The sequence below is a fragment of the Streptomyces sp. NPDC031225 genome (assembly GCF_055570355.1).
In genome coordinates this window covers 437,540-454,057 of sequence record NZ_JBVIHJ010000001.1, presented here as the reverse complement: position 1 = coordinate 454,057, position 16,518 = coordinate 437,540, and the positions used below count along the sequence as shown (strand labels likewise).

16 protein-coding genes are annotated in these 16,518 nt (G+C 72.7%); 10 read left to right on the top strand and 6 right to left on the bottom strand.

The features are described from left to right. Positions 1 to 196: 196 nt before the first annotated feature. Complete coding sequence (locus tag ACZ48Z_RS02090; protein ID WP_468733850.1) at positions 197 to 1,060, top strand: chaplin; 864 nt, start codon at positions 197 to 199, stop codon at positions 1,058 to 1,060. An 88-nt stretch (positions 1,061 to 1,148) separates the two neighbouring features. Here the strand turns inward: ACZ48Z_RS02090 and ACZ48Z_RS02085 are convergent, their stop codons facing one another. Beyond that, on the bottom strand, positions 1,149 to 1,337 hold the full coding sequence (locus ACZ48Z_RS02085; protein WP_007380901.1) for a DUF5703 family protein: 189 nt from the start codon (positions 1,335 to 1,337) through the stop codon (positions 1,149 to 1,151). Between the two features lie 47 nt (positions 1,338 to 1,384). Between ACZ48Z_RS02085 and ACZ48Z_RS02080 the strand changes: the two genes are divergently transcribed. Next, complete coding sequence (locus tag ACZ48Z_RS02080) at positions 1,385 to 2,062, top strand: hypothetical protein (protein WP_468733849.1); 678 nt, start codon at positions 1,385 to 1,387, stop codon at positions 2,060 to 2,062. A gap of 129 nt (positions 2,063 to 2,191) precedes the next feature. Here ACZ48Z_RS02080 and ACZ48Z_RS02075 read toward each other — a convergent pair whose 3' ends face one another. Together ACZ48Z_RS02075 and ACZ48Z_RS02070 are read right to left on the bottom strand one after the other, a co-directional pair. After that, positions 2,192 to 4,498, bottom strand: coding sequence for a helix-hairpin-helix domain-containing protein (locus ACZ48Z_RS02075; protein WP_468733848.1), 2,307 nt, complete (start codon positions 4,496 to 4,498; stop codon positions 2,192 to 2,194). Beyond that, complete coding sequence (locus tag ACZ48Z_RS02070) at positions 4,495 to 5,481, bottom strand: aldo/keto reductase (RefSeq protein ID WP_468733847.1); 987 nt, start codon at positions 5,479 to 5,481, stop codon at positions 4,495 to 4,497. Before ACZ48Z_RS02070 ends, ACZ48Z_RS02075 begins: the two co-directional genes overlap by 4 nt. Positions 5,482 to 5,656: 175 nt before the next feature. Here ACZ48Z_RS02070 and ACZ48Z_RS02065 point away from each other — a divergent pair, with 175 nt between their 5' ends. Both ACZ48Z_RS02065 and ACZ48Z_RS02060 read left to right on the top strand, forming a co-directional pair. Then, positions 5,657 to 6,712, top strand: a complete 1,056-nt coding sequence (locus ACZ48Z_RS02065; protein ID WP_468733846.1) for an LLM class F420-dependent oxidoreductase — start codon at positions 5,657 to 5,659, stop codon at positions 6,710 to 6,712. Between the two features lie 374 nt (positions 6,713 to 7,086). After that, entirely contained in the window at positions 7,087 to 7,866 is a 780-nt protein-coding gene (locus tag ACZ48Z_RS02060) for a ferritin family protein (RefSeq protein WP_468733845.1), read from the top strand. Positions 7,867 to 7,873: 7 nt separating this feature from the next. Here the strand turns inward: ACZ48Z_RS02060 and corA are convergent, their stop codons facing one another. After that, entirely contained in the window at positions 7,874 to 8,869 is a 996-nt protein-coding gene (corA, locus tag ACZ48Z_RS02055) for a magnesium/cobalt transporter CorA (protein ID WP_468733844.1), read from the bottom strand. A 62-nt stretch (positions 8,870 to 8,931) separates the two neighbouring features. On the opposite strand from corA, the gene ACZ48Z_RS02050 reads away from it, so the two are divergent. From ACZ48Z_RS02050 to mshC, 4 genes are all read left to right on the top strand, one after another. Continuing rightward, complete coding sequence (locus ACZ48Z_RS02050) at positions 8,932 to 9,618, top strand: histidine phosphatase family protein (RefSeq protein WP_468733843.1); 687 nt, start codon at positions 8,932 to 8,934, stop codon at positions 9,616 to 9,618. Between the two features lie 96 nt (positions 9,619 to 9,714). Continuing rightward, entirely contained in the window at positions 9,715 to 10,305 is a 591-nt protein-coding gene (locus ACZ48Z_RS02045; protein WP_468733842.1) for a DUF3090 domain-containing protein, read from the top strand. Continuing rightward, on the top strand, positions 10,269 to 11,081 hold the full coding sequence (locus ACZ48Z_RS02040; protein WP_468733841.1) for an SCO1664 family protein: 813 nt from the start codon (positions 10,269 to 10,271) through the stop codon (positions 11,079 to 11,081). Before ACZ48Z_RS02045 ends, ACZ48Z_RS02040 begins: the two co-directional genes overlap by 37 nt. A gap of 224 nt (positions 11,082 to 11,305) precedes the next feature. Further along, entirely contained in the window at positions 11,306 to 12,535 is a 1,230-nt protein-coding gene (gene mshC / locus ACZ48Z_RS02035) for a cysteine--1-D-myo-inosityl 2-amino-2-deoxy-alpha-D-glucopyranoside ligase (protein ID WP_468733840.1), read from the top strand. Between the two features lie 76 nt (positions 12,536 to 12,611). Here mshC and ACZ48Z_RS02030 read toward each other — a convergent pair whose 3' ends face one another. Next, positions 12,612 to 12,866, bottom strand: a complete 255-nt coding sequence (locus ACZ48Z_RS02030; RefSeq protein ID WP_468733839.1) for a hypothetical protein — start codon at positions 12,864 to 12,866, stop codon at positions 12,612 to 12,614. On the opposite strand from ACZ48Z_RS02030, the gene ACZ48Z_RS02025 reads away from it, so the two are divergent. Further along, complete coding sequence (locus ACZ48Z_RS02025; protein ID WP_468733838.1) at positions 12,843 to 13,451, top strand: hypothetical protein; 609 nt, start codon at positions 12,843 to 12,845, stop codon at positions 13,449 to 13,451. The two genes, ACZ48Z_RS02030 and ACZ48Z_RS02025, sit on opposite strands and share 24 nt — an antisense overlap. Before the next feature lie 27 nt (positions 13,452 to 13,478). Here the strand turns inward: ACZ48Z_RS02025 and ACZ48Z_RS02020 are convergent, their stop codons facing one another. Further along, complete coding sequence (locus ACZ48Z_RS02020) at positions 13,479 to 15,203, bottom strand: S8 family peptidase (protein WP_468733837.1); 1,725 nt, start codon at positions 15,201 to 15,203, stop codon at positions 13,479 to 13,481. Positions 15,204 to 15,469: 266 nt separating this feature from the next. On the opposite strand from ACZ48Z_RS02020, the gene ACZ48Z_RS02015 reads away from it, so the two are divergent. Beyond that, positions 15,470 to 16,399: an SMP-30/gluconolactonase/LRE family protein gene (locus ACZ48Z_RS02015; RefSeq protein ID WP_468733836.1), complete on the top strand. Its 930-nt coding sequence runs from the start codon at positions 15,470 to 15,472 to the stop codon at positions 16,397 to 16,399. Positions 16,400 to 16,518 lie beyond the last annotated feature (119 nt).

The window sequence follows — 16,518 nt, the reverse complement described above, 5'->3', positions numbered from 1 at the left end:
CAGAGGGGAGGGCCAGGAAAAACGAAAACCTGCGCCTTTCCCACCCCCCCCCCCCCCCCGGGGGGGGGGGGGGGGGGTCTCCTCCCCCCCCCCCCCCCCCCCCCCCCCCCCCCCCCCCCCCCGACAGGCCTTTTCGAAGGAGAAGAGCCGCACAGCAGCGGCATTTCGAGACAACGTCGAAGGCAGGGATTCAGTAATGCGACAAGCCACCCGCAAGGGCCTGATGACAGTGGCGGCCGCGACCGGCGTGATCGCCGCCGCAGGAGGAGCCGCCCACGCCGACTCGGGCGCGAGTGGATCAAGCGTGAACTCACCCGGCGTGCTGTCGGGCAACACGGTGTCGGCGCCGGTGCACGCGCCGGTGAACGCCTGCGGCAACACCGTGGACGTCGTCGGGGTCCTCAACCCGGCGATGGGCAACAGCTGCGCCAACAGGAGCGGCGGCAGCGGCTCGCACGGCGGGTACAGCGACTCGGGCGGTTCCGGCGGCCCGGGCAGCCACGGGGGTCACGGCAGCCAGGGGCACGGCGGACACAGCGGGCACGGTGGCCACGGCGGTCACGGGGGCTCGGGCGGCTCCGGGGGCGCGCACGCCGGAGGACACACCGGCGGTTCGCCCGGGGTGGGCTCGGGCAACCACGTCGAGGTGCCGATCGACGCCCCCGTGAACGTCTGCGGCAACAGCGTCGACGTCGTCGGCATCGGCAACCCCGCGATGGGCAACGACTGCGACAACGGCTCCGGCGGCGGGCACCACGCCCCGCCCGGCGGCAGCCGCAACGTCCCGCCCGGGAACCCCGGGCACCCGGGCCACCCCGGAAACCCCGTGGAGCCCGGTCCTCCCGGTTCCCCGGCCACCCCGTCCACCCCGGGCACCGGGACTCCGGGCGGCGGCACCCACGTCAACCACCCCGGCACCCAGACCGTGAGCCAGCCCCTGGGCAGCGCGGAACTCGCGCACACCGGCAGTGACGTGCCGATCGGCCTGGTGCTCCCGGTCGGCGCCGGTGCGCTGCTGGCGGGCGCGGTCCTCTACCGCAAGGCGCGCGCCTCGGTCTAGGACCGCACGCCGCGTCCCCCGGCCGGGGGCGCGGCGCGTGAAACGGAGCGGGCCCCGTCGTGGCGGGGCCCGCTCCGTTCGTCCTGTCTCACCACGTGGCCCGCACCTGGCGGATGATCCGCCGGCGCAACCGCACCCTGCGGCTGCCATCGCGCATCAGACTCAGTCGGTCCAACTCCCAGTGTCCGTACTCGGCATGGTCCGTCAGCAGGCGTGTGGCGTCCTTGCGGGAGACCCCCCGTGGCACGTACACGTCGACAAATTCGTATTCCGGCATCGCATCTATTGTGCGGGCCGGGGCCCGGTACGGATAGCGTCTGCACTATGTCTGATGCTGTGCAGCCCACCGCTGCCGAGGTACGTGCCGCCGCCGAGGCGGTCAAGACCGCGCTCGACCGCCACCTGGCCGCGGTCGAACGGAGGTCGGGGGAGGACGACCCCGCCGTGTACGAGGCCTTCAACGAACTGGCCGCGGCCGCCGAGGTCTACGACGAGCTGCTCTACGACCGCTACGACGAGGTCACCCCCTTCGAGATCCCCGGCGCGGAGGATGCCGCGCCGTACACCGGCCCCGAGGAGCCGAACGCACTGAGCGTGCTGATCCGCCGTGACTACGCCGTGTCGGAACCGCAGCGGCTGATGGCGCAGGCCCAGCGGGTCGAGGCGGCCGACGACGGTCTCGGCGCGGACGCCTCCAGCACGGTGCACGGTGCGCTGGGGGTGCTGTTCGGCGAGTTCGAGCCCGACGAGATCGCCTCCCGGCACAAGGAGTTCGGTCTGGAGGAGGGCGACTCGACGCTGTGGGTGACCGCGGCGGACGAAACGGCGGAGCCCGGGGAGTGGCTGGAGGCGCCGTTCGAGCAGGTCGACGCGGAGCGGGTGGTGTGCCGCTTCGACGTCAGCGCCGTGTTCGACGACGACCTTGACGACGAGACCGACGACGCCGACGGGGCGGATCTCGAGGACGAGGATCTGGAACCGTTGGATCTGGATCGCCGCTGAGGCGTATGACGGCGTATGGCGGCGGCCCCGGGGATGCATCTCCGGGGCCGCCGTCGTGCTGTCCGTGTGCGTCGGTCTGCGGCTCCCTTGTGGCTGGTCGCGCAGTTCCCCGCGCCCCTTCGAGGCGCGTCAGCTGGGCGTCGGTGTTCCCAGGAGGGTGGAGAGGCGGGTCGTGCGGGGCTTGGCGGGGATCTCGGCCACCGCTCGCGGGAGCGCCTGGTCCGCGCCGTGCACCACGGAGAGGTGACGCGCCGCCCTGCCGAACGCCGTGTAGACCCAGGGGCGGGTCAGGGCCTGGGCGGCGTCGCCGGGCAGGACCGCGACCACCGCGGGCCAGCGGCCGCCCACCGCCTGGTGCGCGGTCAGCGCCCAGCCGTGCCGCACGGACTGCTCCACCTGCTCCTTCGGTACGACGACGGGCTCGTCGGCGCAGGTCAGGTGCAGGCCGTCGGCGTCGGCCCGCACCACGCGGCCCGTCAGCGTACGGCCCGGTGCGGGGGAGTAGGCGACGCGGTCGCCCGGGTCGAATCCGCCGAAGCGGCCGGGGCCCGGGTTGAGGCGCTCCTTCAGGGCCGCGTTGAGCACGCGGGTGCCCGCGGCCCCGCCGTGGCCCGGGGTGATCACCTGGGTGTCCTCGGCGGGGACGCCGATCGCCCGGGGCACCGAGTCCGCGACCAGCTGCACGGTCCGGTGCACGGCCTCGCCCGCGTCCCGCACCGGCACGATCACGACCTCCTTGCCGGGAGCCTCGACCTGGTTCAGCTCGCCGATACCGATGCCCGAGACCAGCTCGCCCAGCGGTCCGGGATCCGGCCTTCGCGAGACGACCTGCGGGCAGATCCGCGCGGCGAGCAGATCCGCGAACACCCGTCCGGGACCCGCCGACCACAGCACCGACGGGTCTCCGCCCAGCACCAGCCGCGCCCCGTCCGGCAACGACTCCACGAGCAGCGCGGCCGCCTCGACATCCAGTTGAGGCGCGTCGAGCACGATGAGCAGGTCGAGGTCGAACGCCCCGTCGGCGTCCCGGCCGGGCCCTTCGGCACCGGTGAGGAGACCGGCGACGGTGGCGACGGGGTGGGCCGGGGTGTCGCGTGAGGGGCCGTCGTGCGGTGCGTCCTCGCCCGGACCGGGGGTGCCCTGACCTCCGGCCGTGAGCAGGCCGGCGAAGCGGTCGCGCCCCAGTGGGCTGTGCGTGGCCGCCCAGGCCCGCAGTCCCAGGCTCCGTGCCGCCTCCAGCAGCGCCGCTGGTTCGGCCTGGGACGCCTCGCCGCCGGTGTGCAGGACCAGACCGGCCGTCGCGACCGCGCGGATCAGCTCGGCGGCCGAACCCCTGGCCGACCCGGCGGCGCGCTGCCAGTCCTCGGCCGAACCGTCCTCCTTGGGCACGGAGTTGATCACCCGGGCCAGTCCGTCGGCGAGGCTCTCCTCCGCGAGGGCGTAGCGCTCCAGGCCGACCAGGATCCGGACCGGGCGTTCCGCGCCTTCCGGGTCGTCCTCGTCGCTCTCTGCGGGCTCCGGCGCGGCCGGGTCGAGGGCGTCCTGGAAAACCAGGGCCTCGGCCTCGGCGATCGTGCTCTGTACGGCCGCGTCGGCGTCCGGCACGCCCCGCTGGGCCAGCGCGGCGGTGAGCGCCGGCATCTCCAGCGCGGTGTGCCCGGCGAGTGCCGCCTGCTCCAGGAGCCAGACGGTGACCGCCCGTCCCCGCCGCTCGTCGTCCGGCTCGCACTCCGCGCCGAGCAGCGCCCGCGCGAACCCGTCGGCCTGCTCGGGCCGGACCCCGGGGACGCGCAGCAACTGCCAGGGATCCGCCCGCAGTTCGTCGTCCGCCGTTTCCCCGAACACCGCGGCGACCTGCGGCGCGAGGCCCTCCGGGGCGCCGCCCTCGGTCAGCACCCGCCGTACGGCGTCCACGGCCTCGGGCGCCGGCCCTGCCACGGACCCGGCGACCCCGCTCCCGGCGGTCTGCGCCGACACCGGCCGGGGCCGCGCCGGTTCCTGGGCGGGCCGACGCGGCGGCTCGGGCTCGCTGAACACGGCGGCCACGGGCTTGGCCCCGCTCTCCACCGCCCGCACGGCCGCGAGGAGGTCGGCGGCCTTCCCGCTGAGTCGGGCCCCGCTCTCGACCGGGCCCGCCTTCTCGGCCTTCCGCCGCGCGATGCGCTCCCGCTCGATCCGCTGCGCCGCGAGTTCGGCCTCGGCCTCGGACAACTGCGCCTTGGCGGCACCGTCCGTGTCGCCCTCGGCGGAATCACCGCTCACACCCTCGGCGTCGGGCGCAGCCGATGCGTCGCCGTCCACGGGGTCTCCGCCCGCGTCCGCGCCGCCACTGTCCGCCGCGGAAGCGCCCGGTGTCCCCTCCGTGTCCTCCGGCTCCGTCGCGGCGCCCCGTGTCTGCGGCTCGGTCTTCTCCGTGGGCTCCGGCTCCGTGCTCACAGCGTGCTCCAGTCGTGATCGGGATAGCGGTGCACGGGCGCCGACACATCGTCGAGCGCCCGGCAGATCTCGTCAGGAAGACTAAGGGCCTCCACTGACAATGCCGCCGTGAGCTGCTGCGAGTTGCGCGCGCCGACGATCGGCGCCGCCACCCCGGGCCGGTCCCGCACCCATGCGAGGGCCACCTGCAGCGGGGTGACCGCGAGCCCGTCGGCCGCCGTGGTCACGGCGTCCACGATGCGGCTCGCCGTGTCGTCGAGGTACGGCGCGACGAACGGCGCCATGTGCTCCGAGGCGCCCCGCGAGTCGGAAGGCGTGGCGTCTCCCCGGTACTTGCCGGTCAGGACCCCGCGCCCCAGCGGTGAGGACGGCAGCAGCCCGATGCCCAGGTCCAGCGCGGCCGGCAGCACCTCGCGCTCAAGGCCGCGCTGCAGCAGCGAGTACTCCAGCTGTGTGGCGGCCAGCCGGGTCCGTACCCCGGGCGCCGCCAGCTGCCAGGTCCCCGCCTTGGCGAGCTGCCAGCCGGAGAAGTTGGACACTCCGGCATAGCGCGCCCGGCCGCTGCTGACGGCCAGGTCGAGGGTCTGGAGTGTCTCCTCCAGCGGGGTGCAGGGGTCGTAGGAGTGGATGTGCCACACGTCGACGTAGTCCGTGCCGAGCCGGGCCAGCGAGTCGTCCAGCGCGGAGAGCAGATGCCCGCGCGAGCCGTCGACCCGGCGGTCCGGGTCGGCCACGCTGCCGGCCTTCGTGGAGATGACCAGGTCCCGGCGCGGGACCAGCCCCTCTATGAGACGTCCGAGCAGGTACTCGGCCTCTCCGTCGCCGTACACGTCCGCCGTGTCGACGAGTGTCCCGCCCGCCTCCCAGAACGTTTTCAGGAGGTCAGCCGCGTCGTGCTCGTCGGTGTCCCTGCCCCAGGTGAGGGTGCCGAGCCCGATGCGGGACACGCGCAGGCCGGTACGGCCGAGATGCCTCTGCTCCATGAACGCCGAGATTACTGGCCAGAGCATGCCTCGTGGGGGCCTGTGGACAACCGATTCCCACAGGTGCGGGGAGAGTGGGCCCGGTCACCGGCACCGGCCGCGACCTGCCCCGGCCCGTCCTGTCACGCTAAGGTCTCCGCCAAGGGACGTTACTGATCGGTAAGGGGAATCGGCCATGCAGCTCGGGATCAACCTCGGCTACTGGGGCGCCGGAATGGACGCGGACAATCTCGCCGTCGCCCAGGAGGCCGACCGGCTCGGATACGCCGTCTGCTGGGCCGCCGAGGCCTACGGCTCGGACGCGGCCACCGTGCTCACCTGGGTCGCCGCCCAGACCGAGCGCATCGACGTCGGCTCGGCCATCTTCCAGATCCCGGCCCGCCAGCCGGCGATGACCGCGATGACCGCCGCCACCCTCGACTCGCTCTCCGGCGGCCGCTTCCGGCTCGGCCTCGGCGTCTCGGGGCCGCAGGTCTCCGAGGGCTGGTACGGCGTCAAGTTCGACAAGCCGCTGGCACGCACGCGTGAGTACGTCGAGATCGTCCGCAAGGCCATGAGCCGCGAACGCCTCACCCACGACGGCGAGCACTGGACGCTCCCGCTGCCCGGCGGGCCCGGCAAGCCCCTCAAGCTCACGGTCCACCCGCAGCGCGAGCACATCCCGCTGTACATCGCGGCGATCGGCCCGAAGAACCTGGAGCAGACCGGCGAGATCGCCGACGGCGCCCTGCTGATCTTCCCGTCCGCGGAGCACCTGGAGGACACCGCGATCCGGTACCTGCGCGCCGGGCGGGAGAAGGCGGGCAAGACCCTCGACGGGTTCGACATCGCCCCGACCCTTCCGCTCGCCCTCGGCGAGGACAAGGACGTGACGACGCTCGCCGACACCTTCCGGCCGTACACCGCGCTGTACGTCGGCGGCATGGGCAGCCGCAAGCAGAACTTCTACAACCAGCTCGCCCAGCGCATGGGCTTCGAGTCCGCGGCCGCCGAGATCCAGGACAAGTACCTCGCCGGCGACAAGGAAGGCGCCGCGGCCGCCATCCCGCACGACCTGATCGACAAGACGGCGCTGCTCGGCTCCGTGGACCGCATCGCGGACCGGATGAAGGAGTACGCGGCGGCCGGCGTCACCACCCTGACCCTGGCCCCCGCCGGCTTCACCCTCGACGAGCGCCTCGCGGCGCTCCGGGCCGGCACCGAGGCCCTGGAGCGCGCCGGGCTCGCCTAGGCCGCGACGCTCCGGATCCGCTCGGTTCCGTGGGCCGGGGTGCCTCGCGAGCGCCGTGGCCCACGGAACGACCCGGACGCCGATCAACGCCGTACCGGCGGATCACGCGGTGGGCCCTGACGGCCCCCGCCGCGTGTGCGCGTGGTTCGGCGGCCGGAGGTTTCCACGGCCGTGGTGGGGGCTCGGGGGTCTTCCCCGCCACGGCCGTCACGTGAATCAACGCGCCCACGCCCGCGCGGTTACGCCCCCGTGGTGACCCCGGTGGTCCTCCTTTTGGCGGAGTTGTCCGACACAGCTGTTGCAGCACCCCTCGCGCCGCATTTGACTCGTTCTTTGCGGATTTGCCGCGGAGTCCGGCAGAGAGGTGCCCCACGATGCTTTCGGCAAAGAGCCTGTTCCAGGAGATCCTCGACAACGACGAGTCCTTCCGGCTGTTCTGCTCCATCGCGGCCAGCGGGGAGTCCCAGGGCGGCTGGGAGAACGCCCGCATCGCCGCACTGGTGCCGCAGAGCGAACGCGACCTCGCCCCCAAGATCACCCGGCACGGCGCGGACGAGGACAAGCACGGGCGGATCTTCAACGCCCTGATGAAAAAGCGCGGCCTCGGACCCGTCCCCGTCCCGCCGGAGACGGACTACACCATGCTCCTGGAACGGCACGGCATCGGCCTCGCCCACGAGAAGCTCAGGAGCGACGAGCCGCTCACCGTGCAGGACATCGTCACCTACCTCGCCCACAGCCGGGTCACCGAACAGCGCGCCGCCGAGCAGATGGAGCTGCTGCGCAAGCACTTCGCCGACCACCCCGACCTCGGCCGGGCGGTGCGGATGATCTCCGGCGACGAGGACAACCACCTCGCCTACTGCCACGAGGAACTGCTGCGCTTCGCCCACGCCGGCCACGGCCGCGCCATCCAGCACACGCTCAGGGAGTGCGCGCTGGCCGAGATCCGGGTCTACCGGGACGTCAGCCTCGCCGTGATGGCCCACATGGGACGCATCCTCGGCTGGCCGCGGCCGAAGGCGGCGATGCTGGCCGCGGGCATCCACGCGGTGTACGCCTATGAACGAGCGGCGGGCTGGCGCCGCATGGTCCGCCTGCGGACACCGGAACGCCGCGACGCCCTGGGCGGCCCGGCCCCCGAGTTCGCCTGAGCACCCGCTACAGCCAGCCCCGACGCTTGAACGTCCGGTACAGCAGCACCTCCAGAACGCCCATCAGCGCGATCACCGCCGGATACGACCACACCCAGCGCAGCTCGGGCATGTGCTCGAAGTTCATGCCGTAGATCCCCGCGATCATCGTGGGGATCGCGGCCATGGCCGCCCACGCGGAGATCTTCCGCATGTCGTCGTTCTGCCGGACGCTCATCTGCGCGAGATGCGCCGACAGGACGTCCGACACCAGCCGGTCCAGGCCCTCCACCGACTCGTTCACGCGCGCGAGGTGGTCGTTGACGTCCCGGAAGAAGGGCCGCGCCCTGTCGTTGACGAACGGCACCGTCCCGCCGTACGACTCCACACCCGCGAGCCGGGTCAGGGGCATGGTGAGCGGGACGGTGGCCCGGCGGAACTCCAGAACCTGCCGCTTGAAGGTGTAGATCCGGGACGCGGTGTCCCGCGAGCCGCCGCCGTCCGGCGAGAACACCTCCGCCTCCAGCTCCTCCAGGTCGGTCCCCAGCTCCGTCGCCACCTCCAGGTAGTGGTCCACGACGGCGTCGGCGACCGCGTACAGCACCGCGGTGGGCCCCTTGTCGAGCAGCCGCGGTTCCTGCTCCAGGCGATCCCGTACGGCCTTCAGCGGCGACCCCACGCCATGACGGACCGTCACCACGAAGGCGTCGCCGAGGAAGAGCATGACCTCGCCGGTGGAGACGGCGTCGCTTTCCGGCTCGTACACGACGGGCTTGAGGACCACGAACAACGAGTCGTCGTAGACCTCAAGCTTGGGCCGCTGATGGGCCTTGAGGGCGTCCTCCACCGCCAGGGGGTGCAGTCCGAACTCCTTCGTGACCAGCTCGAACTCGTCCTCGGACGGTTCGTGCAGCCCGATCCAGACGAACCCGCCCGCCGCCCGCGCCCCGTCCAGCGCGTCCGACAGGTCCTCGGGCCCCTCGGTCCGGTGCCCGTCCCGGTAGATGGCACAGTCAACGATCACGGAGCGTGTTCTCCTGTCGCTCGGACGCCGTCGCGTTTCGGCGTACGCCTACCCTGGGCCGCATGCCCACGTTGATCCTTGTCAGACACGGACGCTCCACCGCGAACACCGAGGGGCTGCTCGCCGGGTGGACGCCCGGGGTCGCCCTGGACGAGCGCGGCGCCGCTCAGGCCGCCGCGCTGCCCGGACGGCTCGAAGGGGTGCCGATCTCCGAGGTCGTCGCCAGCTCGCTGCAGCGCTGCCAGGAAACGGTCCAGCCGTTGCTGGACGCCCGGCCCGGCCTCGCGGCGCACAGCGAGGAGCGCATCGGGGAGTGCCACTACGGCGACTGGTCCGGGCGCAAGCTCGCCGAGCTCATGGGTGAGCCGCTCATGGAGGTCGTCCAGACGCATCCCTCGGCGGCCGCGTTCCCCGGCGGCGAGTCCATGCGGGCCATGCAGACGCGCGCGGCGGAGGCCGTACGCGAGTGGAACGCGCGCGTGGAGCGCGATCACGGCGCCGACGCCGTCTATCTGATGTGCTCGCACGGCGACATCATCAAGTCGCTCGTGGCGGACGCACTGGGACTTCATCTCGACCTCTTCCAGCGGATCTCTGTTGAACCGTGTTCCATCACCGTCATCCGTTACACCCGTCTGCGGCCGTTTCTCGTCCGCCTCGGCGACACCGGTGACTTCGCGTCCCTCGTGCCGCGCGAGGAGGCCGCGGGCGGTGACGCTCCGGTCGGTGGTGGTGCGGGCGCACCGTGATCGTCGGGCGCAGTAGGGTGAAGCGATTCACCCGAGCGCGTTCACGCATGGACGTTCCCGTCGTTCCCCTACTCACGAATCCCATGGAGACAGGACGTGTCCCGTCAGGTGTTCCTCTTTGACCCGCCGGACCGCTTCGTGGCCGGCACGGTCGGACTGCCCGGACGCCGTACGTTCTTCCTCCAGGCCACGGCCGGCCCCCGAGTGACCAGCGTGGCCCTGGAGAAGACACAGGTGGCCGCCCTCGCCGAGCGGATGGACGAACTCCTCGACGAGGTCGTGCGCCGCAGCGGCGGCAGCGCCTCCGTCCCGGCCGTGCCGCCCACCGAGATCTCCGACACCGCCCCCCTCGACACCCCCGTCGAGGAGGAGTTCCGGGTCGGCACCATGGCCCTCGCCTGGGACGGCGAGGAGCAGCGCATGATCGTCGAGGCGCAGGCCCTCGTGGAGTTGGAGGCCGACTCCGAGGAGGACCTCGCCGAGGCCGAGGAGAAGCTCCTCCAGGACGAGGAGAACGGGCCCCCGATGCTGCGGGTCCGGCTCACCGGCGCGCAGGCCAGAGCCTTCGCCAGGCGTGCCCTGGACGTCGTCAACGCCGGGCGGCCGCCGTGCCCGCTGTGCAGTCTCCCGCTCGACCCGGAAGGACACGTATGTCCGCGCCAGAACGGATACCGCCGCGGAGCGTGACCACGGCACAGCTGCTCGCCCGGGGTGAGCTGACGGTCCGCGGACAGATCCGGGACGCCTCCAACGCGGTGCTGCAGTGCTCCGCGGCGAGCGAGGGCCAGGAGCTCCTCTGCGTCTACAAGCCGGTCCGCGGCGAACGCCCCCTGTGGGACTTCCCGGACGGCACCCTCGCCCAGCGCGAGGTCGCCGCCTACGAGGTGTCCGAGGCGACCGGCTGGGGCCTGGTGCCGCCCACCGTGCTGCGGGACGGGCCCTACGGCGAGGGCATGTGCCAGCTGTGGATCGAGGGCGTACCGGGCACCGAACTGCTCGCCCTGGTCGACGCCGAGGAGCCCGAGCCGGGCTGGAAGGCCATCGGCCTCGCCGAGGTCGGCGAAGGCAGGACCGCACTGCTGGTGCACGCGGACGACGAACGGCTGCGCAGGCTCGCCGTCCTCGACGCCGTGATCAACAACGCGGACCGCAAGGGCGGCCACCTGCTGCCCGGCGAGGGCGGTCGCCTCTACGGCATCGATCACGGCGTCACCTTCAACGCCGAGAACAAGCTGCGCACGCTGCTGTGGGGCTGGGCGGGAGAGCCGCTGACGGGGGAGGCGGTCGACGTCCTCAAGAACCTCAAGGAGGCCCTGTCGGGGGAGCTGGCCACCCGCCTGGCCGCCCTGATCACCGCCGCCGAACTCGACGCCACGCGTGCGCGTGTCGACGAACTGCTCGCCACGGGCAAGCACCCGGAACCGAGCGGCGAGTGGCCGGCCATCCCCTGGCCGCCTGTCTAAGGGCACGTCCGGGGCCGCGGGTGCAGGCCTTGGTGCCGTGATGGTCCGCGCGGGTCTGTGCCCGGTGCGGCGAGAAGGCGTGCCGGGCGTCGAGCGACAGGCGGGACGTGACGACAGGCCTCAGCGGCCCTGGCACACGGATCCGTACCGCGCAAGAAGGCCTCACCGGCCATCCGGACCGGTCCGGTTCGTATACGGAACATCCGTCCGGTTAGGCTCATGACATGCATGCCTGGCCCGCTTCCGAGGTCCCCGCCCTGCCTGGTCAGGGCCGCGACCTGAGGATCCACGACACCGCGACCGGCGGTCCGGTCACCCTCGACCCCGGTCCCGTCGCCCGTATCTACGTCTGCGGCATCACGCCGTACGACGCCACCCACATAGGGCACGCGGCGACCTACAACGCGTTCGACCTCGTGCAGCGCGTGTGGCTCGACACCAAGCGCCAGGTCCACTACGTCCAGAACGTCACCGACATCGACGACCCGCTGCTGGAGCGCGCCGAGCGGGACAGCGTCGACTGGGCCGCCCTGGCGGAGAAGGAGACGGCCCTCTTCCGCGAGGACATGACAGCCCTGCGGATGCTGCCCCCGCAGCACTACATCGGCGCGGTCGAGGCGATACCCGGCATCGTGCCGCTCGTCGAGCGGCTCCGGGACGCCGGTGCCGCGTACGAGCTCGACGGCGACACCTATTTCTCCGTCGAGTCCGACTCGAACTTCGGGAAGGTCTCGCACCTCGACGCGGCCGCCATGCGGCTGCTGTCCGCCGAGCGCGGCGGCGACCCGGACCGTCCGGGCAAGAAGAACCCCCTCGACCCGATGCTGTGGATGGCCGCCCGCGAGGGTGAACCCAGCTGGGACGGCGCCTCCCTCGGCCGGGGACGGCCGGGCTGGCACATCGAGTGCGTCGCGATCGCCCTCGACCACCTCGGCATGACCTTCGACGTCCAGGGCGGCGGCTCCGACCTCGTCTTCCCGCACCACGAGATGGGCGCCTCGCACGCCCAGGTGCTGACCGGCGAGTTCCCCATGGCCAAGGCGTACGTCCACGCCGGCATGGTCGCCCTGGACGGCGAGAAGATGTCCAAGTCCAAGGGCAACCTGGTCTTCGTGTCGCAGCTGCGGCGCGACGGCGTCGACCCCGCCGCCATCCGGCTGGCGCTGCTCGCCCACCACTACCGCTCCGACTGGGAGTGGACCGACCAGGTCCTCCGGGACGCCCTGGACCGGGTCGGGCGCTGGCGTGCCGCCGTCTCCCGGCCCGACGGCCCGTCCGCCGAGGCGCTCGTCGAGGAGATCCGCGAGGCCCTCGCGAACGACCTGGACGCGCCCACCGCGCTGGCCGCCGTCGACCGCTGGGCCGCCGTCCAGGAGGAGCAGGGCGGCACCGACACGGGCGCGCCCGGCGTCGTGTCACGCGCGGTCGACGCCCTCCTCGGCGTGGCCCTCTAGAACGCCGTACGGAAGGGGCGCTTCCTCCCCGCGGAACCCGCGGGGAGGAAGCGCCCCTTCGTCTGTCACACGCGGGTCAGATCCGCTGGATCCGCACGCTGCGCAGGACGTTCGGGGACTGGGTGTCCCAGATGCCGATCACCTGGTGACCGAAGGCGAAGGCCTCCTGGATCTGCTGGTGGATCTGCGGGCTCGGGCTGTTCAGCACCCGGAACTGGCCGTTGACGCGCAGGAAGACCTGCTGGGGCTGGCCCTGGAGCGGGTGCACGATGTCGATGAAGCCGTCGGCCGCACCGGCGGCGAGCGCTTGCGACTGGACCTGCTGGATCACCTGCTGGACCACGGACTGGGCGAGCTGCTGGAGCTGCTGCTGGTTCTGCTGCTCCATCTGCTGCGCCTGCTGGTCCTGCTGCTGCGACGGGCCGTGGGGCTGCTGCTGTTGCTGGCCCTGCCGGCCGCCCAGCTGCTGCAGCAGCTGCTGGAATGGCTGCTGCCGGCCGAGCTGCTGGAGCTGGTCCAGCGTGCCGCTGCCGCCCTGCTGCTGCCCGAAGCCCTGCTGCCCGAGGCCTTGACCCTGCTGTCCGTAGCCCTGCTGCCCGAGGCCTTGACCCTGCTGTCCGTAGCCCTGCTGCCCGAGGCCTTGACCCTGTTGGCCGTAGCCCTGCTGCCCGAGGCCTTGACCCTGCTGTCCGTAGCCCTGCTGCCCGAGGCCTTGACCCTGCTGTCCGAAGCCCTGCTGCTCCTGGCCCTGTTGGCCGTGGCCCTGCTGCCCGAAGCCCTGACCTTGTTGCCCGAAGTCCTGCTGCCCGAAGCCCTGGCCCTGCTGCTGATAGGGCGACGTGCTCGGGAACTGCTGTCCCTGCTGGCCCATCTGCGGGGTGATGCTCATGCCGATGTCACCTTCCCATTGATGTGACGGGACGTGCCGTGCCGTGCAGGACCGTCAGCCGGTGAGCACCAGGCCGACGATCTCGTCGTCCGAGAACCACACCCGGACGTCGGGCCGTCCGCCCGCGAAGGCGGCGTGCACCGCCTGCCGGATCTCGGGGGACGGATGGTTGAGGTTGCGCCAGGCGCCGGCCACGAACAGCCGGAGACGCGGCGGGAGTTCACGGGGGTAGGGCAGGAGTTCGTCCCAGTACCGCTCGGCCTGGCCCGAGCCGACCGCGTCCGGCAGCAGCCGGGTGACCGCCGCCTTGATGTCGGGCCTGCTGCCGATCCGCTGCGAGGCCGGCCGCCCCGGCGCGTCCTGCTGCGGGGAGCCCGTGGCGCGCAGCACCGTACGGGCGCGGTCCGGGGACATCGGAGGCCGGCCGGCCGCCTTCAGCATGCCCTGGAGCGCGGCCAGCGCGCCGACCACCAGCGGGGAGGCGGAGGAGGTCCCGGAGAACGTGTCCGTGTACCAGGCGATCTCCTCGGGCCCGCCCTGCAGATCGCCGGGCTTGTCCCAGGAGCCGCCGGTGGTGGTGACCTCGCGGCCCCAGCCCTGCGCGTCCACGCGCGCGCCGTAGTTGGAGAACGCGAGCCGGGAGCGGTCCGGGCCGTGGTCACGGCCGTGTGTGCCGGGCGGCGGGGCGCCCGCGCCGACCAGGACCGCGCCGGAGGACTGGTTGGAGGGGTTGAACGGGTTGCGCCACCACTCGGGGAACTCGTCGGGGCGGCGCTCGTAGACGGCGTCGTCGAGGGACTCCCCGCCGTTGCCCGCGGCCGCCACGACGAGAACGCCCTTGGCGGTCGCGTACCGCACGGCCGCGTAGTCGTCCGGCCACCACTCGACCGGGATGTAGCCACGCTGGTCGTCACGGACCTCGTGGTCGAACCGCGGTCCGGGGCGGTGCAGTTCGACCAGGACGACGTCACCGGGGCCGAGCCGGTCGGCCGCCGCCCGGATCGCGGCCGCCGTGCCGACGCCCTGGAAGGACGCGGCCGCGGTCACCGCCTCCGGCACGATCCCGGTCACTCCGCGCTCGCCCGGGTCGCCGCCGATGACCCCGATCACGGCGGTGCCGTGGTTGCGCCAGGCGATGTCGGACAGCGGGGTGCCGACGACGACCCCGGCGAGCTTGGCGGCCAGGTCCTCGTGGCCCAGCTGCCAGGCGCCCTCGACGTCGATCACGGTCACCCCCCGACCGGTGCCGCCCGGGCGCTGCCAGGCCCAGTGGGCGTCGATCCCCTCGGGTGCGGGGCGCAGATAGCCCTGCCTGCCGGTGAAGTCCGGCGTCACCGGCGCGCCCTCCTTCAGCCGGCGCTCGTCGTCGGCCACCGTCGCGGGCACGGCGGGCGGTTTGACGTACGCCGTGTCGATGCCGGGCAACGCGGCGATCCGGGCCCGCAGTTCCTCGGCCCGGCCCTCACCACCGCGTACCCGGTAGAACCGCGCGAGGTCGGGCACCTCCTCGCCGCCGATGCCCCCGATGCTCTGCTGGAGCCGCTCCTCGCTGCCGAACAGCGGCTCCAGGGCGAGCTGTTCGTCACTGAGGAACATGTTGAGGGCCGACACGTCGGCACCGGCCGCCGAGCGGACGCCCTGGGCCCCGGCGCGCAGCCGGGCCTCGGGGCGTGCGACGGCGATCAGTTCCTGTTCGGCTCCCGAGTAGGTGAACCCCGCTCCGTCGGGTCCCGGCCCGGAGGCTCCCGGGCCCTGTGGCGGCTGTACCTGTTCGGTCATCGGGTACCGCTCCCTTCGGTCCGTGCGGGTGCTGCGGGTGCCTTCCGGGGGACAACAAAGCACCACAACGACGGCTCGTCCACCCTCCGTTCGCCAACTCGGTTTGGAAACAAGTTGAATTGGGTAACGTGTGCAATCCGTCCGGAAACCGATGTCACGCCACAATCCGGCCGAAGCCTGTGGAGGCCACGGTCATGTGATGGGGTGGGAGCGTCGCTCGACTGTTCGGCCGGCCAAGCGCCGGCCTCCTTGCGGAAGGACGCACCGTGGCACCCGCAGAACGCTCCTTCGCACGTCGCACACTCCTGACCACGACCGCCGCGCTCTCCGGCGCCGCCCTGCTCGGCGGCACCGCGCACGCGGCCGAAACCCGGCACGCCGCGTGGCCCGCGCAGTTCCCCCTCCCCGACGGCTTCCAGCCCGAGGGCATCACCATCGGCGCGAAGCCGTACGCCTACTTCGGCTCCCTCGCCAACGGCGACGTCTACCGGGCGAGCCTGGCGACCGGCCGCGGCAAGGTGGTCGCGAAAGGCGCCGGACGCCCTACCGTCGGTCTGAAGATCGACCGGCACGGCACGCTCTTCCTCGCCGGCGGCGACAGCGGTGAGATCCGGACCGTCGACGCCCGCTCGGGAGAGACCGAGCAGGTGCACGCCACCGGCGGCACCTTCGTGAACGACGTCATCCTCACCCCGGGCGCCGCCTGGTTCACCGACTCCTTCAAGCCGGTGCTCTACAGACTGGCCAAGGGCGCGGTGGAGACCGTACCGCTGACCGGGGACTGGCAGCAGGGACCCGACTTCACGGCCAACGGCATCGAGCGCACGCCCGACGGCCGCGCCCTGCTCGTGGTGAACGACTTCGCGAACGGCGGCGCCCTCATGCGGGTCGACCCGCGCTCCGGCGCTGCCCGCGAAGTCGACCTGGGCGGGGCGAAACTCCCCAACGGCGACGGCCTGCTGCTGCTCGGCCGGATCCTCTACGCCGTTCAGCAGCGGCAGAACGCGATCGACGTGTTCCGGCTGAACGACTCCGGTACCAGGGGCAGCGCGATCACCCGGATCACCGACCCGCGCTTCCGTATACCGACCACGGTCGCGGCGTGGGGTGGGCGGCTGTACCTGCCCAACGCGCGCTTCGACGTGGAGCCGACGCCGGAGACCGAGTACGACGTGGTGGCCGTGCCGCAGGTCTGACACGGGTGAGGGGGGGGGGGAGCCCGCGCCCCCCCCCCCCCCCCCCCCCCCCCCCCCCCCCCCCCCCACAACACGCCCCCCCCCCCCCCCCCCCCCCCCCTCGGCCCCCCCTTTTTTCT

Coding starts and splice junctions, on each gene's coding strand:
- ACZ48Z_RS02090 (WP_468733850.1), top strand. CDS start 197: ATGCGACAAGCCACCCGCAAGGGCCTGATGACAGTGGCGGCCGCGACC.
- ACZ48Z_RS02085 (WP_007380901.1), bottom strand. CDS start 1,337: ATGCCGGAATACGAATTTGTCGACGTGTACGTGCCACGGGGGGTCTCC.
- ACZ48Z_RS02080 (WP_468733849.1), top strand. CDS start 1,385: ATGTCTGATGCTGTGCAGCCCACCGCTGCCGAGGTACGTGCCGCCGCC.
- ACZ48Z_RS02070 (WP_468733847.1), bottom strand. CDS start 5,481: ATGGAGCAGAGGCATCTCGGCCGTACCGGCCTGCGCGTGTCCCGCATC.
- ACZ48Z_RS02065 (WP_468733846.1), top strand. CDS start 5,657: ATGCAGCTCGGGATCAACCTCGGCTACTGGGGCGCCGGAATGGACGCG.
- ACZ48Z_RS02060 (WP_468733845.1), top strand. CDS start 7,087: ATGCTTTCGGCAAAGAGCCTGTTCCAGGAGATCCTCGACAACGACGAG.
- ACZ48Z_RS02050 (WP_468733843.1), top strand. CDS start 8,932: ATGCCCACGTTGATCCTTGTCAGACACGGACGCTCCACCGCGAACACC.
- ACZ48Z_RS02040 (WP_468733841.1), top strand. CDS start 10,269: ATGTCCGCGCCAGAACGGATACCGCCGCGGAGCGTGACCACGGCACAG.
- mshC (WP_468733840.1), top strand. CDS start 11,306: ATGCATGCCTGGCCCGCTTCCGAGGTCCCCGCCCTGCCTGGTCAGGGC.
- ACZ48Z_RS02020 (WP_468733837.1), bottom strand. CDS start 15,203: ATGACCGAACAGGTACAGCCGCCACAGGGCCCGGGAGCCTCCGGGCCG.